The 17,381-nt window shown below is 64.6% G+C and carries 16 protein-coding genes; 8 read left to right on the top strand and 8 right to left on the bottom strand.

What is annotated here, in order from left to right:
* The first annotated feature begins 3 nt into the window (after positions 1-3).
* The 5 genes from NCR35_RS10265 to NCR35_RS10245 all read left to right on the top strand — a co-directional run bounded on the left by NCR35_RS10265 (position 4) and on the right by NCR35_RS10245 (position 4,941).
* Positions 4-1,206: a tryptophan--tRNA ligase gene (locus tag NCR35_RS10265; protein WP_244846789.1), complete on the top strand. Its 1,203-nt coding sequence runs from the start codon at positions 4-6 to the stop codon at positions 1,204-1,206.
* On the top strand, positions 1,206-1,814 hold the full coding sequence (locus NCR35_RS10260; RefSeq protein WP_250534277.1) for a class I SAM-dependent methyltransferase: 609 nt from the start codon (positions 1,206-1,208) through the stop codon (positions 1,812-1,814). The genes NCR35_RS10265 and NCR35_RS10260 overlap by 1 nt, the downstream gene beginning before the upstream one ends.
* A 99-nt stretch (positions 1,815-1,913) precedes the next feature.
* Entirely contained in the window at positions 1,914-2,819 is a 906-nt protein-coding gene (gene dapA, locus NCR35_RS10255) for a 4-hydroxy-tetrahydrodipicolinate synthase (protein WP_250534276.1), read from the top strand.
* A 186-nt stretch (positions 2,820-3,005) separates the two neighbouring features.
* Positions 3,006-4,148, top strand: a complete 1,143-nt coding sequence (gene bamC / locus NCR35_RS10250) for an NlpB/DapX family lipoprotein (RefSeq protein ID WP_250534275.1) — start codon at positions 3,006-3,008, stop codon at positions 4,146-4,148.
* 19 nt (positions 4,149-4,167) lie between these two features.
* Positions 4,168-4,941, top strand: coding sequence for an MBL fold metallo-hydrolase (locus NCR35_RS10245; RefSeq protein ID WP_250472608.1), 774 nt, complete (start codon positions 4,168-4,170; stop codon positions 4,939-4,941).
* A gap of 111 nt (positions 4,942-5,052) precedes the next feature.
* On the opposite strand, the gene NCR35_RS10240 is transcribed toward NCR35_RS10245, so the two are convergent.
* Both NCR35_RS10240 and NCR35_RS10235 read right to left on the bottom strand, forming a co-directional pair.
* Positions 5,053-5,307, bottom strand: coding sequence for a hypothetical protein (locus NCR35_RS10240; protein ID WP_250534274.1), 255 nt, complete (start codon positions 5,305-5,307; stop codon positions 5,053-5,055).
* A gap of 264 nt (positions 5,308-5,571) precedes the next feature.
* A complete protein-coding gene (locus NCR35_RS10235; RefSeq protein WP_250534273.1) occupies positions 5,572-6,810 on the bottom strand; it encodes a cupin domain-containing protein in 1,239 nt (412 codons plus the stop codon).
* 33 nt (positions 6,811-6,843) lie between these two features.
* Between NCR35_RS10235 and NCR35_RS10230 the strand changes: the two genes are divergently transcribed.
* On the top strand, positions 6,844-7,389 hold the full coding sequence (locus NCR35_RS10230; RefSeq protein ID WP_244846782.1) for an FKBP-type peptidyl-prolyl cis-trans isomerase: 546 nt from the start codon (positions 6,844-6,846) through the stop codon (positions 7,387-7,389).
* A 53-nt stretch (positions 7,390-7,442) separates the two neighbouring features.
* On the opposite strand, the gene NCR35_RS10225 is transcribed toward NCR35_RS10230, so the two are convergent.
* The 5 genes from NCR35_RS10225 to NCR35_RS10205 form a co-directional block, all read right to left on the bottom strand.
* Positions 7,443-8,795, bottom strand: a complete 1,353-nt coding sequence (locus tag NCR35_RS10225; RefSeq protein ID WP_250534272.1) for a hypothetical protein — start codon at positions 8,793-8,795, stop codon at positions 7,443-7,445.
* Complete coding sequence (gene mutS, locus NCR35_RS10220; RefSeq protein ID WP_250534701.1) at positions 8,782-11,406, bottom strand: DNA mismatch repair protein MutS; 2,625 nt, start codon at positions 11,404-11,406, stop codon at positions 8,782-8,784. The genes NCR35_RS10225 and mutS overlap by 14 nt, the downstream gene beginning before the upstream one ends.
* 281 nt (positions 11,407-11,687) lie before the next feature.
* Positions 11,688-12,056: an ElaB/YgaM/YqjD family protein gene (locus NCR35_RS10215; protein ID WP_250472605.1), complete on the bottom strand. Its 369-nt coding sequence runs from the start codon at positions 12,054-12,056 to the stop codon at positions 11,688-11,690.
* A 184-nt stretch (positions 12,057-12,240) separates the two neighbouring features.
* Entirely contained in the window at positions 12,241-13,539 is a 1,299-nt protein-coding gene (gene lplT / locus NCR35_RS10210; protein ID WP_250534271.1) for a lysophospholipid transporter LplT, read from the bottom strand.
* Between the two features lie 213 nt (positions 13,540-13,752).
* Positions 13,753-14,556, bottom strand: a complete 804-nt coding sequence (locus NCR35_RS10205) for an inositol monophosphatase family protein (protein WP_248320082.1) — start codon at positions 14,554-14,556, stop codon at positions 13,753-13,755.
* A gap of 268 nt (positions 14,557-14,824) precedes the next feature.
* Here NCR35_RS10205 and NCR35_RS10200 point away from each other — a divergent pair, with 268 nt between their 5' ends.
* Both NCR35_RS10200 and cysE read left to right on the top strand, forming a co-directional pair.
* Positions 14,825-15,592, top strand: coding sequence for an RNA methyltransferase (locus NCR35_RS10200; protein ID WP_250534270.1), 768 nt, complete (start codon positions 14,825-14,827; stop codon positions 15,590-15,592).
* A 185-nt stretch (positions 15,593-15,777) separates the two neighbouring features.
* The gene (gene cysE / locus NCR35_RS10195) at positions 15,778-16,572 is read left to right on the top strand and encodes a serine O-acetyltransferase (protein WP_250534269.1); all 795 of its coding nucleotides are present in this window, start codon (positions 15,778-15,780) and stop codon (positions 16,570-16,572) included.
* On the opposite strand, the gene NCR35_RS10190 is transcribed toward cysE, so the two are convergent.
* A complete protein-coding gene (locus tag NCR35_RS10190) occupies positions 16,567-17,376 on the bottom strand; it encodes a UDP-2,3-diacylglucosamine diphosphatase (RefSeq protein WP_250534268.1) in 810 nt (269 codons plus the stop codon). The genes cysE and NCR35_RS10190 overlap by 6 nt on opposite strands.
* Positions 17,377-17,381 lie beyond the last annotated feature (5 nt).

Raw genomic sequence — 17,381 nt, 5'->3', positions numbered from 1 at the left:
ATCATGTTCCCTGACCGTATCTTCTCCGGCATGCGGCCCACCGGGTCGCTGCACCTCGGCCACTATCACGGCGTGCTGAAAAACTGGGTGCGGCTGCAGTCCGAGTATCCGTGCTTCTTCGCGGTGGTGGACTGGCACGCGCTCACCACGCACTACGAGACGCCCGAGGTCATCGAGAAAAACGTCTGGGAAGTGCTGATCGACTGGCTCGCTTCCGGCATCGATCCGGCGCAGGCCACGCTCTTCATCCAGAGCCGCGTGCCTGAACACGCGGAATTGTCGCTGCTGCTCGGCATGGGCACGCCGCTCGGGTGGCTCGAGCGCGTGCCGACCTACAAGGAGCAGATCGAGAAGCTGAAGGAGAAGGACCTGTCCACGTACGGCTTTCTCGGCTATCCGGTGCTAATGGCGGCCGACATTCTGCTGTATCGCGCGTCGCTGGTGCCGGTGGGTGAGGATCAGGTGCCGCACGTCGAGATGACGCGCGAGATCGCGCGCCGCTTCAATTATCTCTACGGCAAGGAACCGGACTTCGAAGAGAAGGCGCTCGAAGCCGCGAAGAAGCTCGGCGGCAAGCGCGCGAAGCTGTATCACGAACTGCGCATCGCGTATCAGCAGGAAGGCGACGACGAGGCGCTCGAACAAGCTCGCGCGATGCTGCAGGAATCGCAGAGCCTGTCGATGAGCGACCGCGAACGTCTGTTCGGCTATCTGGAAGGCGCGCGCAAGCTGATCCTCGTCGAGCCGCAAGTGCTCTTGACGGAAGCGTCGCGCATGCCGGGCCTCGACGGGCAGAAGATGTCGAAGTCGTACGGCAACACCATCGGCCTGCGCGAAGACGCCGAGACCATCACGAAGAAAGTGCGCACCATGCCGACCGATCCGGCGCGCGTGCGCCGCACCGATCCGGGCGATCCGGACAAGTGCCCGGTGTGGCAACTGCATCAGGTCTACACCGACGAAGAGACGCACAAGTGGGTGCAGCAGGGCTGCCGCAGCGCGGGCATCGGTTGCCTCGACTGCAAGCAGCCGGTGATCGAAGGCATCTTGCGCGAGCAGCAGCCGATGCTCGAACGCGCGCAAAAGTACATGGACGATCCGTCGCTTCTGCGCGCGATCGTTGCCGATGGCTGCGACAAGGCGCGCAAGTTCGCGACGGAGACCATGCGCGACGTGCGCGAAGCAATGGGCCTGTCGTACAACTGATGGATGCCGGCACGCCGAGCGGCTGGGTCACGCGCTGGGCGCATCTCGTTGCGCCCGGCGCCGACGTGCTCGATGTCGCGTCGGGCAGCGGACGCCACGCGCGCTGGTTCGCCGGGCGCGGTCACGCGGTGCTCGCGGTCGATCGCGACGTCGAGGCGCTTGCATCGATGTCCGCGTGCGACGGCATCACGACGCTCGCCGCGGATCTCGAAGGCGCGCCGTGGCCGCTTTCGGCCGATCGCCGGTTTGGCGCGGTCGTCGTCACGAACTATCTGCATCGGCCGCTGTTCGGTCAACTGGTCGACTCGCTCGCGCCCGGTGGCGTGTTCATCTACGAGACGTTCGCGGCGGGCAACGAGCGCATCGGCAAGCCATCGAATCCTGCGTTTCTGCTCGCGCCCGGCGAACTGCTCGACGCGGTGCGTGGCCGGCTTCGCGTGATCGCGTACGAAGATGGTTACGTCGAACGTCCGCGTGCTGCCTATGTGCAGCGAATCTGCGCGGTCCGCGAGTTACAGGCAACGAATAGCGCGCCGTCCGGCGCAGAAAGACTGCTCACGGTTGGTAACACGGCTTCGGGTTCGCCTCGTTACGATTTGGCGGGCTAATCCGCTACAATCGCGTAGTATCGCTTTTTGCGGTTAAATTCACGATTAAATTCATAGAGTTTCATGACTAACGGAATGAACGGCGGAACTAACGGCGGAATGAACGGCGGAACCGGCGGCGGCCTCCGGATTCGCGGCAGCATCCCTGCCATCGTCACACCGATGCACGAGGACGGTAGTCTCGATCTGCCGGCGTTTCGTAAGCTGATCGACTGGCATGTCGAGCAGGGCTCGAACGGGCTCGTCGTCGTGGGCACGAGCGGCGAGTCGGCCACGTTGTCGGTCGAAGAGCACGTCCTGATGGTGCAGACGGCGGTCGAGCACGCGGCCAAGCGGTTCCCGATCATCGCGGGCGCGGGCGGCAATTCGACGGCGGAAGCCATCGAACTCTCGAAGCAGGCCAAGAAAGTCGGCGCGGATGCCACGCTGCAAGTCGTGCCGTACTACAACAAGCCGACGCAAGAGGGCATGTACCGGCACTTTCGCGCGATCGCGGAAGCCGTCGATCTTCCCGTGATTCTCTATAACGTGCCGGGCCGCACCGTTGCCGACATGAGCAACGAGACGATCCTGCGCTTGGCCGACGTTCCGGGCATCATCGGCGTGAAGGAAGCGACCGGCAACATCGATCGCGCGGCGCATCTCATCAAGCACGCGCCGGCCGATTTCGCCATTTTCAGCGGCGACGATCCCACGGCCATCGCGCTGATGCTGCTGGGCGGCCACGGCAACATTTCCGTGACGGCCAACGTCGCGCCGAAGCAGATGAGCGAGCTGTGCCGCGCCGCGCTCGCAGGCGATGCGATCACCGCGCGCCGCATTCATCTGAGCCTCCTGGACCTGCACAAGCAACTGTTCTGCGAATCCAACCCGATTCCGGCGAAATGGGCGCTGCAGGCGCTCGGCCGCATGGAAGGCGGCATCCGCCTGCCGCTCACGCCGCTCGACGCGCGCTTTCACGACATCGTGCGTGGCGCGCTGCAAAGCGCCGGGCTTCTTTCTTGACCGAAGCGCGGCGGCGCACTCGCGATATCGACGACACATCGAAATCGACGGCGCCGCTCAACGTGATCGAAGCGATCGCGACCCGTCATCAACCGCCGCTCATCGGCCTCGCTTGCCCGCGTTCGCACGCGCGACCGACGTGAGGCCATGCGTAACAGCACGTCATCTGCAGCAAAGAAGGACCTCATGAAACATTCCACTCTTCTTACCCAAGCCAAACGCCTGAGCGTGCTGTCGCTTGGCGCCGGCGTCATCTTCGCGCTGGCGGGTTGCGACACGCTGAACGACTGGCTCGCGCCCGATCGCGTGAATTACAAGGCCGCTGAAACCGCGCCGTCGCTCAACGTGCCGTCCGATCTCAGCACGGCCGACATCAGCCAGCGTTACGCCGCGCCGCCGCCGATCAACACGCTCGGCGGCACCGCGCAGCGCAACGCGACGCCCGCGGGCAACCTGACGCTCGGCGTGCCGAATGCGCAGGACCCCTACGGCATGCACGTCGAGAGCGACGGCGATCGCCGCTGGCTCGTCGTGGACGGCCGTTCGCCGGATCAGGTCTGGCCGCAGTTGCAGGAGTTCTGGACCGAGAACGGCTTCACGCTGAAGACTGATTCGGCGCAGACCGGCATCATGGCGACCGATTGGGCCGAGAATCGCGCGAACATTCCGAACGACTGGTTCCGCAACAGCGTCGGCAAGCTACTCGACTTCGCGTATTCGTCGGGCACGCGCGACATGTTCCGCACGCAAGTGGACCGCGCGTCGGACGGCTCGACCGATATCTCCGTCACGCATAGCGCGATGGAAGAAGTGCTGACGGGTCAGGACAAGACGTCGTCGCGTTGGGAAACGCGTCCGCGCAACCCGGCGCTCGAAGCCGCGTTCCTCGCGAAGATGATGCAGAAGTTCGGCCTGACCGAAGATCAATCGAAGCAACTGATCGCGCAGGCGCGTCCGGCCGGCGCGAAGGTTGCCGTCGAGCAGACGGCGGGCACCTCGACGCTCGATCTCGCCGAGCCGTTCGACCGCGCATGGCTGCGCGTCGGCCTCGCGCTGGATCGCACGAACTTCACGGTCGACAATCGCGACCGCGAGAAGGGCATCTACTACGTGCACTATTCGGATTCGATGGCGGAGCTGAAGAAGGAAGGTCTCCTTGGCAAGCTGTTCTCCAGCAATTCGCCGAAGCCCACGCGCCAGTTCCTCGTGAACGTTCGTCCGAAAGCGGATGCGCTCACGCAGGTCGCCGTCGTCGATGCGAACGGCCAGCCGGACAACTCGTCCGATGCGCAGCGCATCGTGTCGCTGCTTCACGCGCAACTCAACTAAGCCCGGGCGCCAAGCGATTGTGAGATTCGCCAGTCTGGGTAGCGGCAGTGAAGGCAACGCGTTGCTCGTCGAGTCGACGAGCGGCACGACCACCACGCGCGTGCTGCTCGATTGCGGTTTTTCCGCGAAGGAAGTGGAGCGCCGGCTCGCGCGGCTCGGGTGCACGGCGGCGCAACTCGATGCCATCGTCATCACGCACGAGCACACGGACCATATCGGCAGCGCGCTGACACTGGCGCGCAAGTGGTCCATTCCGCTGTACATGAGTTGGGGCACCGCGCGGGCGGTCGGCGCGGACGAAGCGAAGGTCGATCTGCGGGTGCTGTGGGGCGACGAGAGCGTCGCTATCGGCGATGTGAGCCTGCTGCCGTACACGGTGCCGCACGACGCGCGCGAGCCGCTGCAATATGTCTTTTCGGATGGCGCAAGCCGTCTCGGTGTCCTGACTGATGTCGGCGTGGCGACGCCGCACATCACGAGCGTTCTAAGCGGCTGCGACGCGCTCGTGCTCGAATCCAACCATGACCTCGCGATGCTTGCCGCAAGCCGTTATCCGGCGTCGCTGAAGGCGCGCATCGGCGGGACGCATGGACACCTGAATAACGATGCCGCCGCCGCGATCCTCGCATCGCTCGATCGTTCCAAAATGCGGCATCTGGTGGCCGCGCATCTGAGTCAGCAAAACAATCTGCCGCATCTCGCGCAGGCCGCGCTCGCGGCCGTCCTGGGCGCGTCGGCGGAGGATGTCGTGGTGGCATCGCAAGCGGATGGCTTCGACTGGTTGACGCTATAGACCGCGAACCTGTGAGCACAAACAAAAAAACCGGCGCGAGCCGGTTTTTTTGTATGGGCCGCTTCAAGCGGCCCTGCCAGGCGTCATGCGCTGGCGTAAAGCCCGATGGCCTTACTGGCTTGCGCCCGAAGCCGGAGCAGCTGCCGAAGCAGCAGCGTCCGAAGCAGCGCCAGCTGCCGAAGCTGCGTCGCTTGCAGCGGCCGATGCGCTCGATGCAGCAGCGTTTGCGTCCGAAGCGGCAGCAGCCGGAGCCGAAGCAGCCGACGAATCGCTTGCAGCGCTCGGAGCAGCCGTATCGCTAGACTTGTTGCATGCAGCCAGGGCAACAGCAGCCAACAGGGATGCTACGAGGAGGGATTTCTTCATGATCACGTCCTTTTATGGTTAAAGGTAAGCAACAGCGCAAAGTACCGGTAATGTGTGCTCCAACACCGACCTGGGCCGCTGTGGAGCCTCACAATTCTTTTTGTGTGAGACCTACACGGCTTGGCCGGAAATTATAGGCACTTTCGTAACGACCGTCGATAAATGCGGGGACGGTACGTTGTCTTTCTCATACAAACATTCGTATTGCGGAACAGCAAAACCAGGGCCTTCGGTGAATCGCCCGACGCGTTCGCGCAAAGCGTTTCAGGCCGGCGGGTCCGTCTGAATCCAGCCCGCACGATACCACTCGTGCAGCAGGGATGTCATTGCCGAATCGCCTGTAAGTGTTACAAAGCGTTTCGCCTCCAGACGCCGTTTGTCAGCCAACTCCGGCAGCCACTTTTTAGCCTTTGCGGATAACGCGGCCGCTTCGCCATTAACGAAATACGAGTGCGTGTTGTAGAGCAAATTCGTCTTTCTATCTAGTCTGATCCCTGTCTTTTTCGCTCGCTCAACAAATTTTTGCTCATTAAGCGCGCGGGACGGCGGATCGAATACGACATTGGCTTTCGGTTCGCTCAGATAACTTCCGAGAAACTCGGCAACGTCCTTTTCATTCCATGTCAGGTTCGCAAGGATCGCGCCAACGCGCTCGACGAGAAGCGCGGGCAACTCGCCCGGCTTCTCGACCGGCGGCTGCGCAGGATCGCGATAGCGCGCATCCGCTTTGCCCGCGTTCGATTCATCTCCCGCGCGCTCTGCAAGGTGATAGAGAAACTGCGCGGTGAGCTCACGAGCCGATGGCGCGCGAAAGCCGATGGAGCACGTCATGCATTCGCCTTCGGCGATGCCGTCGTGCGCGATATGCGGCGGCAGATACAGCATGTCGCCCGGCTCCAGCACCCATTCTTCTTCCGGCTCGAAGTGCTGTAAAACTTTCAACGGTAAGCCGGGTTTTAGCGAGAGATCCCGCTGCGCGCCAATGCGCCAGCGCCGCTTGCCGTGCACTTGCAGCAGGAAGACGTCGTAAGAGTCGAAGTGCGGGCCGACGCCGCCGCCGTCGGTGGCGTACGAGATCATAAGATCGTCGAGACGCGCGTCGGGAATGAAGCGAAAACGGTTCATCAGCGCATGCGCGCGCTCGTCGTGCAGGTTCACGCCTTGCACGAGCAATGTCCATTCGCGCTTCCTGACGGAAGGCAGTTCGTCCGGCGCGAACGGGCCGTGCTCGAGATTCCACGTATTGCGAAAATGCGTGATGAGGCGCGATTCCACATCGTCGAGATCGGCGAGTTCGAACAGGTCGTCGCGCGGAACGGGCGCGGACATGCCGGGGATCGCCTGACGGATCAGAAGCGGCTTTTTCTGCCAGTAACGCCGCATGAACTGTCGCGGCGTGCGGTTGCCCAACAACGGTGTGATCTCGTCGGGAAGCGGCGCGCCGGAGGGCTCGGAAAGGCTGGGAAGGGGTAAGGTGGGAACGTCTGAGGGCCGCTGGCGCATCGTATAATCGAGGCTTGTATCTTGGAGGATTCAATGAAAATTGCGAAAGACACTGTCGTTTCGGTCGCCTACAAGCTATCGGATGCGCAAGGCAATCTGATCGAGGAGAGCGACGAGCCGATGGTCTATCTGCACGGCGGCTATGATGGCACGTTCCCCAAGATCGAGGAAGCGCTAGACGGTCGCGAGCCGGGTTATGAAACGCTGATTCAGCTCGAGCCGCAAGACGCGTTCGGCGAATACGATCCCGAGCTCGTCAAGATCGAAGAGCGCAGCCGTTTTCCGGAGCCGCTGGAAGTGGGCATGCAGTTCGAAGGCACGCCCGAAGACAGCGACGACGATCTCGACGCGCTCATCTACACGGTGACGGATGTCGCGGAAGACAAAGTGGTGCTCGACGGCAATCATCCGCTTGCCGGCATGGCGCTGCGCTTTGCGCTGTCGGTGCAGGAAGTGCGCACGGCCACGGAAGACGAGGTGAAGCATCAGCACGCGCATGGCGTGGACGGCCTCGAAGTGCTGGATGAAGACGAAGACGACGACGAGCCGCGCACGGACTCCGGCCCGACGCTGCACTAAGCGCATCGGGGTTTGCAGGCGTCGTCGCAAAGCGCAGCTTCGGCTGCGCTTTTTTATTGCGGGGTGCCGTTGCCGGACACGCCCGATGCGGGCACCGGGAGAATAGGCGGCAACGCTTGCGGCGGCGTCAGAAGGGGCGGCACGCCCGACGCCGGTTGCATGAGCGAGGGCGGCGCGGGAATCTGCGCGGGCAGATCGTTGCGCGGCAGCGCGGGCGGTGTCGAAGCGGGCGCAGTCGGCACGTAATCGGGATATGAGCCGTAAGGCGCGCTCGACGGCGCGGATTGCGCGGGCGTTTCTGCTTTCTGCTCCGTCGCATCACGCTTGCGAGCGTCTTGCGCGTTGCGCACATCGCGCATATCGCGCACCCGCAGCCGAAACGGCGGATGCCATCGCGCGTCGCTGACGACTTCCAGCCATTGCGACTGCGGTCGCTTCAGCGAAAGCGCGACGCGCGTCAGATTCGTCACGGTCAGCCCCTTGTCGTTGCGCAGCGGCTGGTCGATATGAAAACCGTTCGGCTCGGACGCTTCCGTTCGATGAATGACGATCACCGGTCCGCGAAACGTCTCCGCCGCTTTCACGAGCGAGCGCTTCAGTTCGAGAAAGCCATCGCGCGGCTCGTTGGCGCGCGAAAAGCGCAGCCACGCGAAACGGTCGCGCCGTTCATAACGCGCGAAGTCGGGATCGCCCTGAAGCACGATGACGAGCGCGCGCATGCCAGCCCGCCGCGCCGATTCGGCGGCGTGATCGAGCCAGAACGTCGTCGCCACCGCGCGATCCTCGAATTCGCCGTTGCGCCCGCCTGCCGTCAAGTAATGGTTGTTCGGACTCGGCGCATTCAGGCCGATGAACGCAATGCCTTCCGCCTGCCAGCGCACGTTTTCACGAAACGGCCGAAAGCGCGCAACGTCGCTTTCGCGCGTGAGCGTGAGGGGATTCTGTCCCAGCGAACTGGCGTCCGCGAAGAAAAGCTGCCGAACGAAATCGAGCCGCTCGACGGGATCGTACGCGCCGCCATGCGTCAGCCCGCAATCGGCCCAGTCGTGCTGGCCGAGCACCAGCACGACCGGCGTTCGCGATGCATCCAGCAGATCGCGCCGCGACTGATAGATGCTGTCGCGGCAAGGCTCCGTTGGACCTTTCACGTTGCCGTCGTAGATGATGAAACCGACGTCGCGATCCCGCGCGATGGCATCCAGCATTTGACGCACGGGCGCTTCGTCGGCGGGGCGGGTGAGCGCGTCGGAGATGACAGCGAATGTCAGCGGATCGCCGTTCTGGGCGTGAGCCTGAGCGAACGCGCCCGCCAAGAGCGCCGTTACGAACGCGCCGTTGCAAAGCCGTGCGGCCGCGCGCAAAAGACGCGACGTCCCAGTGCCGTCGATGCGCTCAGTGCGACGCATCCGGCGCCTGGTTCGCCAGTTCATGCAGTTCGTAGAGCAAATCAAGCGCATCGCGCGGACGCAGGTCGTTCGGATCGAGCGCGCGCAGTTTGTCGAGCACCGGATGATCGGCCGCGGGTTGCGCGGCGGGTTCGTTATCCGCTTCGTCGTCGAACGCGTAGGGCGGGCTCGCGAACAGATCGAACTGGGCGGTCGGCTGCCCGATGGACTGCTGCTCCAGATGCACGAGATGCTTGCGCGCGGCGCGGATCACGGCTGACGGAACGCCCGCGAGCTGCGCGACCTGCAAGCCGTAACTCTGGTTCGCCGGGCCTTCGTTGACCGAATGCAGGAACACGATGCCGTGATCGTGCTCGACCGCAGACAGGTGCACGTTCGCCGCCTGCGTGAACTCGGTGGGCAACTGCGTCAATTCGAAGTAATGCGTCGCGAAGAGCGTATAGCAGTGGTTGTGCGACAGCAGATGCCGCGCGATGGCCCAGGCGAGCGCGAGGCCGTCGAACGTCGAGGTGCCGCGGCCAATCTCGTCCATGAGGACGAGGCTGGACGAGGTGGCGTCGTTGAGAATGGCGGCGGCTTCGGTCATCTCGACCATGAACGTGGACCGGCCGCCCGCGAGATCGTCCGCCGCGCCGATGCGCGTGAAGATGCGGTCGAGCGCGCCGAAACGCGCGCGCCTGGCCGGCACGTAGCTGCCGACATACGCCATCAGCGCGATCAGCGCCGTCTGCCGCATGAACGTCGATTTACCGCCCATGTTCGGGCCGGTGATCAGCAACAGCTTGCGGTCGTCGTTCAGGCAGCAATCGTTGGCGATGAACTGCTCGACCTGCGCCTCGACGACCGGGTGCCGTCCCTGTTCGATATCGATGCCGGCGTCCGCCGCGAACTCCGGCGCGACCCAATCGAGCGCGCGCGCCCGCTCGGCGAACGCGCCGAGCAAGTCCAGTTCGGCGAGCGCGCTCGCGACGCGCTGACAATCTTCGAGAAACGGCAACAGGTTTTGCAGCAGCGCTTCATAGAGCGCGCGTTCCCGGGCCAGTGCGCGTTCCTGCGCCGACAGCGCCTTGTCCTCGAATGCCTTGAGCTCGGGCGTGATGTATCGCTCCGCGTTCTTGAGCGTCTGACGCCGGCGATAATCGTCCGGCACCTTGTCGGTCTGGCCGCGCGTCACTTCGATATAGAAGCCATGCACGCGGTTGTACTCGACGCGCAGATTGCCGATGCCGGTGCGCGTGCGCTCGCGCGCTTCGAGGTCGATCAGAAACTGATCGCAGTTCTCCGAAATATCGCGCAGTTCGTCGAGATCGGCGTCGTAGCCGCGCGCGATCACGCCGCCGTCGCGAATCAGCGCGGCCGGTTCGGGCGCGATGGCGCTCGCGAGCAGATCGAGGCATTCGCGCGGCGGTTCGAGCGCCGCGCCGATGCGCGCGAGCGCCGCCGGCTGCGCGGGCAACGCCGCGACGAGCGTCTGAAGCTCGGGCAGCGCGGCGAACGTGTCGCGCAGGCTCGACAGATCGCGCGGGCGCGCCGAGAGCAGCGCGAGCCGCCCCGTGATGCGCTCGATGTCCGAGATCTTGCGAAGCGCGGTTCGCAGCGCGTCGAGACCGCTCGCGGCCGGCGCGTCGAGCAGCGCGCCGATCGCATGCTGGCGAGCCTGCGCGACGGACGCATCGCGCGGCGGATGATGCAGCCAGTGACGCAACAGGCGGCTGCCCATGCTCGTGCAGCAGGTATCGAGCAGCGAACAGAGCGTCGGCGATTCGGTGCCGCGCAGCGTTTCGGTCAGTTCGAGATTGCGGCGCGTCGCCGGGTCGAGCCCGATGTACTCCGACTCATGCTCGACCTTCAGGCTGCGCACATGGCGCAACTGCTGCCCTTGCGTTGCGGCGGCGTACAGCAAGAGCGCGCCCGCCGCGCCGCACGCGCAAGTGAGCGTTTCGCCGCCGAAGCCGTCGAGGCTCGCGACGTTGAGTTGCTCGCGAAGACGCTGCGTGCCGGAGCCGACATCGAAGTGCCAGGCGGGCACGCGCGTCGGCGCGGCGAGATTCGCGACGCCGAAGGTCGCCTGCATATCGGTAACGGTGTCGGCGATGAGCGTCTCCGACGGACGGATGCGCTCCAGCGCCGCTGCCACTTGCTCGGGCGCGACTTCCGCGAGCCGCAGCGCGCCGCTCGCCAGATTGAGCCACGCGAGGCCGACGCTCGTGACCACGCCGCGCCGGTTGTGCGCGGGGCAGAGCGCGAGCAGATAGACATCGCTTTTGTCGGAGAGCAGCGCCGCGTCGGTGAGCGTGCCGGGCGTCACCACGCGCACGACCTTGCGCTCGACCGGCCCTTTCGACGTCGCCGGGTCGCCGATCTGTTCGCAAATGGCGACCGACTCGCCGAGCTTCACCAGCTTCGCGAGATATTGCTCGCACGCGTGATGCGGCACGCCCGCCATGCGGATCGGATTGCCACCGGACGCGCCGCGTTGCGTGAGCGTGAGATCGAGCAGGCGCGCGGCTTTCTCGGCATCGTCGAAAAAAAGCTCGTAGAAATCGCCCATGCGATAGAAGACGAGCGTGCCGGGATGCTCCGCTTTAATGCGAAGGTACTGCTGCATCATCGGCGTATGCTGCGCGAAGTCCGCCGGAAGCGCGGCGGCGGCCGGAGCGGAAGGAGAGTCGGGAGTTGCCGTGTGATTGCCCATCTTGCGTGCGGTAAGAGCCAACGGGCCGAACGCAACGCGCGTTCAGCCGCGATTCAGCCGATAGTGCAAGAGTTTAACCCGTCGTGATCAGACGACGGAGGCGGCCGAAAGGCATAGGCCGCACGACGGGCGACGCAAAAACAAGCGGGGCCACCCTGCGGCGGCCCCGGTGTCACAGGCAAAGCAGGCGCGATGCTTTAGGAGCGTCCCGCCAGAAAGCCGACGAGCAGCGCGAGGCCCGCCACCGCGCCGAGCGTATGCCACGGCTTGTCATGGACGAAGTCGTCGGCGTAGCCCGCTGCATCGCCGAGCTTGTCGGTGATGGCCGAGCTCGCGCCGTCCATTTGCGAGCGCGCGAACTTCAGCTTCGATTGCAGTTGCTTGCGCAGGCGGTCGGCGTCGATATCCTTCGCGCCCTGAAGCGAGCTTTCAAGATCGTCGAGCAGGCTGCGCAGCTGGTCGGTCGCCGAATCGACGACATCGCCCGCACCGCGCACGGCGCGCTGGCCGACATCGGCTGCGCCATTGATCTTGCTGTCGAGCGTCGAACGTGAAAACAGTCCCATTTCATTGCTCCTTTATTTGACGTGCCGGAGAATGGCTGCGCGCGAACTGTAATTGCGTGATCCGGCCCGCGCGGCCTCTTGCGCTGATGCGCGTTCCCTGCTGTTACGACTCAAACCGTGCGCCGACGTTTCCTACCTGTTCAGACGCCGACGCGTGCAGCCGGATTCAACGGACAAGCAAGCTTCATTCCTCGACGAGCGCGCCCAGATCCACTTCGCGTTCGTTGCGGTTATGGCGGCGCATCGCGAGCGCCATCATCCCGCAGACGAAGACGCCGAACACGACGATGATCCACTGCACCGGCATCTTCTCCGTCAGGAGGAGCGCATAGGCGCCGAGCATTGCGAGCACGGCGAGGTTCTGGTTGAAATTCTGCACGGCGATCGAATGGCCCGCCGAAAGCAGCGTCGCGCCGCGATGTTGCAGTATCGCGTTCATCGGCACGATGAAAAAGCCCGACAGGCCGCCGAGCGCGATCATCAGCGGATACGCCATCAGAATGTAGGCCGGCGCGAAGAACGGACCGACGTGTACACCCGCGCCCGCCGGAAAGAGGTCCTTGTTGTAGAACGCCATCGCGATCGCCACCGCGCCGATCAGCACGCCGACCGGCAGCACCTTCAGCGACTGCCGCAGCGCGATCCACGCGGACGCGGCTGCCGCGCCGAGCGCAATGCCGACACCCGTGATGCCTTGCAGAACCGCCGCCTTCGAAAGCGACAAGCCGAGGTTCGCATCGGCCCACTTCAGCACGAGCAATTGCAGCGTGACGGCCGCGCCCCACAGGAGCGTCGTGACCCAGAGCGCGATCTGCGCGAGCTTGTCGCTCCACAAGACCTTGAAGCAGCGCGAAAAGTCGTGCACGAGGCGCGTCGGCTGCGTCAGCAGATTCGGATAGCGCGCGCCCGTGTCGGGGATGAACGCGTTGATGACGGCCGCCGATGCGTAGATCAGCATGACGGCGAACATCGCCGCGTGTGCGGCGCTGGTCACGAGCGGCACATGCGCCTGCGACACCCAGCGTTCGACGACCTGACTCACGAGCGCGCCGCCGATGACGGTGCCGATGATGGTCGAGCCGACCGTCGCCGATTCGAGCCACGCGTTGGCCGCGATCAGCTTCTGCGGCGGCAGCAGTTCGGTGAGGATGCCGTACTTGGCCGGCGAGTACGCGGCCGCGCCGAGGCCGACCACGCCGTACGCAATCATCGGATGCACGCCCGCGATCATCAACGCGCAGCCGCCGGCCTTGAGCGCGTTCGAGATGAACATGACGTGGCGCTTTTGCATGGCATCGGCGAATGCGCCGACGAAAGGCGCGAGCACCACGTACGAAACGGTGAAGAAGATCTGCAAGAGCGGCGTGACCCACGGCGCGGAGCGCACGACGGCGAGCATCGCGATGGCGGCGATCAGAAGCGCGTTGTCCGCCAGCGACGAGACGAACTGCGCGGCGATGATCGTATAGAAGCCTTTTTTCATGGGTGCGGGCGACCGGGGCGCGTGGCGCCGTGAACGGAAACTGAAAGGGAAGGGGAGAAAGCGCGCCCCGCTGAACGCCGAAGCAAAAGATTGCACTCTAGCCGAGCGCGACTTTCGTTGCAGAGCACGCGGCGCGCCCGTCAGGCCAATGGAAACGGAGCGCGGCGGCGCGCGCTCCGGCAAAGCGATTGCGATTGTTTCCCGTGCGCCGGCTTATTCGCCGGTCAGACGCGTGCGCGAATACATGTCGAGAATTTTGACCATCTGCGCGTACACCTTCGGGTTCGCGGCGACGATCTCGTTCTGAAACAGGAAGTCGGATTCGCCCGTGTAGTTGCCGACGAGCCCGCCCGCTTCGGTCACGATCAGGCTGCCTGCGGCGACGTCCCACGGATGAATGCCCTGCTCGAAGAAGCCGTCGAGGCGTCCGGCCGCGACGTTCGCCAGATCGAGGGCCGCAGCGCCCGGACGACGAAGACCGGCGCACGACATCGTCATTTCGCTGAAAAGGCGCGTGTAGGCGTTCAGGCCCTGGCCGTCGCGAAACGGAAAGCCCGTGCCGATGAGCGCATCGGACAGGCGGTCCAGCTTGCCGACGCGAATGCGCCGCTCGTTCAGATACGCGCCGCCGCCGCGCGAGGCGGTGAAGAGATCGTTGCGCGTCGGATCGTAGACGACGGCTTGCGTGACCGTGCCCTTGTGCGCGAGCGCGATCGAGACGCAGTAGTACTGGAAGCCGTGGATGAAGTTGGTGGTGCCGTCGAGCGGATCGATGATCCACTGATAGTCGGACTCGCGATCGTCCTGGCCGGACTCTTCCGCGAGAATCGAATGATCGGGATAGGCGGTGTGCAGCGTCTCGATGATGGCCGCTTCCGACGCCTTGTCGACTTCCGTCACGAAGTCGTTGTGCTGCTTCTTGCTGACGAGGAGGCGGTCCAGGTCCAGCGACGCGCGGTTGATGATCTGTCCGGCGCGGCGCGCGGCCTTGACAGCGATGTTGAGCATCGGATGCATGAGCGAAATCCTTTGACCGCCGCGCGTTGCACTCACGTGCGCGGGCGATGGGTTGCAAGCAGTTGGCGACAACGACTAAGGTCGACGAAAGACGAATTGAATAAGAGCGGGGCGCTCGCAGACGTTCACGAAGCGCGAAGGGGCCATTTTACCCGAATGCGGCCGGGCGCAGCGAGGGCGGCCGACCGGGTCAATCGGCGATAACATAGCGGGTTACTCCCGGCACTTATTCTTCAACTCATCCACAACTCAGAGCACGAACCGCGCCTTGGAATCCAACGATCTTTCTCTCCCCGCCGGTGGCTTCACGTCCACGCGATTCATCCTCGTCGAGCCGAGTCATCCGGGCAATGTGGGCGCCGCGGCCCGCGCGCTCAAGACGATGGGCTTCGCGCGCCTCGTGCTGGTCGCGCCGCGCGTGGCCGACGTGAAGAACGACCCCGAAGCCATCGCGATGGCGAGCGGCGCGGACGACGTGCTCGCGTGTGCGCATGTCGTCGATACGCTCGCGGATGCGCTCGTCGGCGTGCACTGGTCCGTCGCGCTGACCGCCCGCACGCGCGAGTACGGGCCGCCGCACATGCCGCCGCGTGTCGTGGGCGAGCGCGCGCGCGAGCTCACGCATCACGGCGACATTGCGCTCGTCTTCGGCAACGAGCGCAGCGGGCTTTCCAACGCGGATGTCGAGCGATGCAGCGCGCTCGCGCATATTCCCGCGAACCCCGCGTACAGCTCGCTCAATCTCGCGCAGGCGGTTCAGGTGCTTGCCTACGAACTGCGGCTCGCGTTTCATCAGGCCGCGCCCGTTGCGACGCCCGGCGAAACCGTGGTGCAGCTTGCACCGAGCGATGAAATCGAAGGCATGTACGCGCACCTCGAAGAGGCATTGGTCGCGCTTTCGTTCCTCGATCCGGCCAATCCGAAGAAGCTGATGTCGCGCGTGCGGCGTCTTTTTGCACGAGCCGGTCTCGAACGTGAGGAAGTGAACATTCTTCGAGGCATTGCAAAGCATATTCTTCTGCGTGGTAAGCCGTGAGCGCGACCGCGTTGTCATCGGGGGCTTCGGGCGCGTCCTGCAACGGCGGCGCGCTCGTCCTACAATCGGCAAGAAACGGCGCGCCGTCATAAGCTTTGCGCTTTTCCAGCAAAGCAGAGCAAAGCCCGACACAGTGCGACCCAGCGCGATCCAGCGCCATCCTTCCCCCGACCGAGACCACCGCCATGTTCGACCGATTTCGCGAAGACATCGCCGCCATTCGTGAGCGCGATCCCGCCGCTCGCAGCGTCTTTGAAGTCGTCACGTGTTATCCGGGCCTGCATGCCATCTTGCTGCATCGTTTCGCGCACGGCTGCTGGAACCGCGGCTGGCGCTGGCTCGGGCGCTTCGTCTCGCAGATCGCGCGTTTTCTGACCGGCATCGAGATTCATCCGGGCGCGACGCTCGGGCGGCGCGTGTTCATCGATCACGGCATGGGCGTGGTGATCGGCGAGACGGCTATCGTCGGCGACGACTGCACCATCTATCAGGGCGTGACGCTCGGCGGCACGTCGCTCTCGCGCGGCGCGAAGCGGCATCCGACGCTCGAGCAAGGCGTGATCGTCGGCGCGGGCGCGAAGGTGCTCGGCAGCTTCACCGTCGGCGCTCAGGCGAAGATCGGTTCGAACGCGGTCGTCGTGAAGCCGGTGCCGGCGGGCGGCACGGCGGTGGGCAATCCGGCGCGCGTGGTGATGCCGGCGGTCGCGAAGAAGCCCGATGCCCGCGAGAACGCGAGCGCCGCATTCTGCGCGTACGGCATCACGCCGAATGCGGACGATCCCGTGTCGCTCGCCATTCACGGCCTGATCGATCACGCATCGACGCAGGCGCAGCGCACCGACGAGATCGTCGCGGCGCTGGAGCGGCTCGGCGCGCGCGTCGAGGCGCTGCACGGCGTGGACGGCGCGGCGCTGCTCGACTTGAAGCGCCTCTCGAAAGTGATCGAAGGCGAAGCGCGCAGCGCCGAACGTCACTTATAGCGGCAGCGCGCGCACGCCGCCGGCATCGAGACGTAGATAGCCGCCGCGCGGCGCGTCGATATCCAGTTCCCAATCGGGCAGCACCCAGCGCACGCCTTCGACTTCGCGATGCATCGCGGGACGGTGCGTATGGCCGTGAATCAGCGTATGCGTGCGGCTTCGGATGAAGAGCTCCGACACGGCCTTGCGCGTCACGTCGTATTTCGCCGATGCGCCGTGCATACGCGCGCCTTCGCTTTTGCCTCGCATGCGCTCGCCGATGGCGAGCCGCGCGCCGAGCGGCAGCGCGAGAAAGGCGCGCTGCGCGTAGCGGTTGCGCGCGAAGCGTCGAAAGTGCTGATACGCGCGATCGGCGGTGCACAGCGCGTCGCCGTGCGCGAGCACGATGCGCGTGCCGAATGCGGTCATCGCATACGGATCGGGCAGCAGCATGGCGCCGGCTTCGCGCATGAAACGTTTGCCCAGCAGAAAGTCTCGATTGCCGTGCATCACATATAGGCCGATGCCGCGCTCCGACAGCGTGTGCATGAGCTTGGTCATGCGCCGCGCGAAGCGTGCGCGCTCGTGCTCCACGGCGGGATCGAGCACGTCGTCGCCGACCCAGAACTCGAACAGGTCGCCGAGAATGAAAACGGAGTCCGCCTCGCTGGCCGTGACTTCGATGAAATGTTCGAACGCGGTGACCGTCTTCGGTATCGCCTCGCTCAAGTGCAGGTCCGAAATGAAAAACAGCGGGCGCGCGACGTGCGCGCTGCCCGCTGCTTCGTGTTTCGATTCGTGACCGAAAGACTTTGTATCGATCATGCGAT

The sequence above is a fragment of the Caballeronia sp. AZ10_KS36 genome, from assembly GCF_023631105.1.
GTDB lineage: Bacteria > Pseudomonadota > Gammaproteobacteria > Burkholderiales > Burkholderiaceae > Caballeronia.
Note: the sequence above shows the minus strand (reverse complement) of the source record. Positions and strands in the feature narration are given on the sequence as shown.